We start from the raw sequence: 3,982 nt of genomic DNA on the forward strand, positions 1-3,982 counted from the left end.
GACCACTAGCCGCAATGCCGAAAAAGAATTATTTTTTCAAATCAACTAATTCCCACATCTTTGCATCACAATAATATATATAATATGTTTGAGAATTACAACTACACTGTAGCCGATAGATTTATCCGCTATGCAAAAATTGATACCCAAAGTGACCCATTGTCTACTACTTTTCCATCAACAGAAAAGCAAAAAGATTTGCTCAGAATTTTGGCAGAAGAACTAAAGCAAATTGGCTTGGCCGATGCACACATGGATGAGTGGGGTTATGTATATGCTACCTTGCCCAGCAATACTGATAAAAAAGTCCCTACTATATGTTTTTGTTCGCATGCTGATACTGCTCCCGATTGCAGCGGAACCAATGTGAATCCGCAAGTACATAATAATTATCAAGGTGGAGATATCATATATATTAATAATCCGGATTTGATTTTAAAAACAATTGAGAGTCCGCACTTATTAGATAAAATCGGTCATGATATTATAACAACAGATGGTACTACATTATTAGGTAGTGATGACAAATCGGGTGTTGCATGTATTATGGATGCGATACATTTTTTAATTAACAATCCACAAGTAAAACATGGCACTATTAAAGTATTATTCACCCCCGACGAAGAAGTAGGACGTGGCGTTGAGCATGTGGATGTTCCCAAAGTTGGGGCTGAGTTTTGTTATACCCTAGATAGCGGTGATGCAGGTTGGTTTGAAGATGAAACCTTTAGTGCCGATGGTGCCAAAGTTATTATACAGGGCATTAGTATACATCCAGGTTATGCCAAAGATAAAATGGTGAATGCAATGCGTGTGGCAGGCCATCTCATCGCACGTTTGCCATTGAATAGACTCTCTCCCGAAAGTACCGATAACAAAGAAGGTTTTGTACATTTGGTTCGCATGAGTGGCAATGTAGAAAAAGCAGAATTAGATTTTATTGTTCGTGATTTTGATGACCATTTATTAAAAAGACATGGTGAAGAATTATATAATATTTGTGAAACGGTGATCAATGAATTTCCAGGGGCGAAAATGGAATTTAGTATTACCGAACAATACCGAAATATGAAAAAAGTATTGGATCAATTTCCACAGGTTAGTCAGTATGCCCGTGAAGCTATTGAACGTACAGGACTTACTGTTACACAAAAACCAATTCGTGGTGGCACTGATGGTTCTAGGCTTTCTTATATGGGTTTGCCTTGTCCCAATTTATTTGCTGGCGAACAAGAAATACATTCATTGAAAGAATGGGTAAGTATACAAGACATGCAAAAAGCCGTTCAGACTATTGTGAATTTGTGTTGTATTTGGGAGGAGAAGGGGTAGTTGTGGGTTGTGGGTTGTGAATACTGCTTATATTATATATATACTTTATTCAAATTTGCGAGCAAAAATAGGACTGTTTGGTGATAATACCGAAACTCAATATATAATAGTCCAAAAAAGGGGGACTAATCCCCCCGCATCCCGATAATTATCGGGATTAAGCGGGGCTTTCGTGATATAGTTCGGCATTACCATTCTACAAACTAATCCGCCACAGGCGGAGAACTATTATAGTTTAAGAAATGGTAGAACATCACAAGGGGTAAAGATGAAGTTAATTTGTTAATTATTAATTTCGAAAACAATCATATAATTGCAGTTCCATGCACGACCACGCAATTAAGCTCATCGCTGAGCAAAGTAATATTTCTGTAAATCAAACAAAAGCCCTTTTCAAACTTTTAGAAGATGGCTGCACTGTTCCTTTTATTTCACGTTATCGCAAAGAGGCCACACAAGGATTAAATGAAGTAGTAGTTGAAGAAGTAAGGCTGGCACTAATTAAATTTAACGAACTTGAAAAAAGGAAAAATACCATATTAGAAACTATTAAATCTAACAATCAACTGACTGTTGAATTGGAACACAAAATTTTGAATTGTTGGGATTCGGCATTACTCGAAGATATATATTTACCTTATAAACCGAAACGCAAAACGCGGGCATCTGTTGCTAGAGAAAATGGCTTGGAGCCTTTGGCAGATTGGCTACAAAAAGAACTTCCTTTTGATATAGTTAAAGAAGCAGAAAGATATATAAATTCAAAAGTTGCAACTACCAATGATGCGTTACAAGGTGCAAGAGATATTATTGCCGAACGCATCAACGAAAATGAAAAAGCTAGGGCTACTGTCAGAATGCAATTTGAAAAATATGCTATTATATATTCTAAAGTTGCCAAAGGAAAAGACAATAGTGATAGTAAATTTAAAGATTATTTCTCATCGCAGGAAGCTCTTGCCAAGTGCCCATCTCACAGACTTTTGGCTATGTTCAGAGGTGAAGATGAAAGTATATTAAAACTCTCTATTGAACCCGACAATGAGAAAGCTATACCACGATTAGATTATATATTTTTACGATCGGCACATGCCAGCAGCAACCAAATTTCTTTAGCTATTACCGATTGTTATAAAAGATTATTGGCACCTTCTATCGAAACAGAATTTCGTGCCTTGGCAAAAGCACGTGCCGATGATGATGCCATAAAAGTATTTGCAAAAAACTTAGGTCAATTAATGATGTCGTCACCTTTGGGAAATAAGCGTATCATGGCTATTGATCCAGGTTTCCGCTCAGGTTGTAAAGTAGTTTGCTTGAATGAAGAAGGAAAACTTTTAGTTGATGATATTATATATCCACACGAACCACAAAGAGCCATCCAACGAGCATCAGAAACTATCATACATCTTGCAAAAAAGTATGCTATAGAAGCTATAGCTATTGGTGATGGAACAGCAGGAAGAGAAACAGAATTATTTATAAGAAGTATAGTTTTTGAAAATGTACCTCATCTATATATGGTGAACGAAAATGGTGCTTCTATATATTCAGCTTCTGAGATTGCACGCGAAGAATTCCCTGATAAAGATTTGACCGTAAGAGGTGCTGTATCAATTGGTCGTCGCCTTGCCGACCCGCTTGCAGAACTTGTTAAGATTGATGCAAAATCCATTGGTGTAGGGCAATACCAACATGATGTAGACCAAAATAAATTGAAACAAAGTTTGGATACTGTTGTAGAAAGTTCCGTAAATAAGGTGGGCGTTAATTTGAATACGGCTAGTAAAAGTTTGCTTACTTATGTTTCTGGATTGGGACCACAGTTAGCACAAAATATTATCATATATAGAAACGAAAATGGAGCTTTTACAAATAGAAATCAATTAAAGAAAATTCCTCGATTAGGTGAAAAAGCTTTCGAACAATGTGCAGGATTTTTGAGAATCACACAAGCGAAAAACATATTAGATAACACTGCGGTGCATCCTGAAAGCTATTATATAGTTGAGCAAATGGCCAAAGACATGAACTGCTCAATCGCTGATTTGGTAAAAGATGGGAGCATTCGTGAAAAAATTGTAGCAGACAAATATATAAATACCAATGCAGGAAAACATACGATAGAAGATATATTAAAAGAACTCGAAAAACCTGGTCGTGATCCACGCGAACCGCTGCAAAACTTTTCTTTCTCCGATGCTAAAAGTCCCGAAGATTTACGACCCGGAATGATACTGCCCGGCATAGTGACCAATATCACACAGTTTGGTTGTTTTGTAGATATTGGCGTAAAACAAGATGGCATGATACATGTTTCGCAAATGGCTAATCGATTTATAAAGGACCCCAATGAAATTGTGAAACTAAGACAAATTGTGCAAGTAAAAGTTATAGAAGTAGATATGGGAAGGAAGAGGATTGGGTTGAGTTTGAAGTTGTGAGTTTGCTCCCCCGGCTGCGGCGAGGCTATCGTGAGGAGTGGAAGGGTGGTAATTTGTTTGCGTTAGCTTTTTTTAACCTTGCCTCGGCGAATGTTTCAGGGTCTTATACCGAAACTCAATATATAATAGTCCAAAAGAAAGGGACTAATCCTCCCGCATCCCGATAATTATCGGGATTAAGCGGGGCTTTCGGGATGTAGTTCGGC

The 3,982-nt window shown here is 37.3% G+C and carries 2 protein-coding genes; both read left to right on the forward strand.

Features of this window, described 5'->3' with window-relative positions:
- Positions 1-84 precede the first annotated feature (84 nt).
- Entirely contained in the window at positions 85-1,332 is a 1,248-nt protein-coding gene (pepT, locus tag SGJ10_11300) for a peptidase T (GenBank protein ID MDZ4758704.1), read from the forward strand.
- A gap of 323 nt (positions 1,333-1,655) precedes the next feature.
- Positions 1,656-3,776 carry a Tex family protein gene (locus tag SGJ10_11305; GenBank protein ID MDZ4758705.1) on the forward strand — a complete coding sequence of 707 codons (2,121 nt, stop codon included), beginning with the start codon at positions 1,656-1,658 and terminating at the stop codon, positions 3,774-3,776.
- Positions 3,777-3,982: the final 206 nt, after the last annotated feature.

This window comes from Bacteroidota bacterium (genome assembly GCA_034439655.1).
GTDB lineage: Bacteria > Bacteroidota > Bacteroidia > UKL13-3 > UKL13-3 > CANJUD01.

Coding starts and splice junctions, on each gene's coding strand:
- SGJ10_11305 (MDZ4758705.1), top strand. CDS start 1,656: ATGCACGACCACGCAATTAAGCTCATCGCTGAGCAAAGTAATATTTCT.
- pepT (MDZ4758704.1), top strand. CDS start 85: ATGTTTGAGAATTACAACTACACTGTAGCCGATAGATTTATCCGCTAT.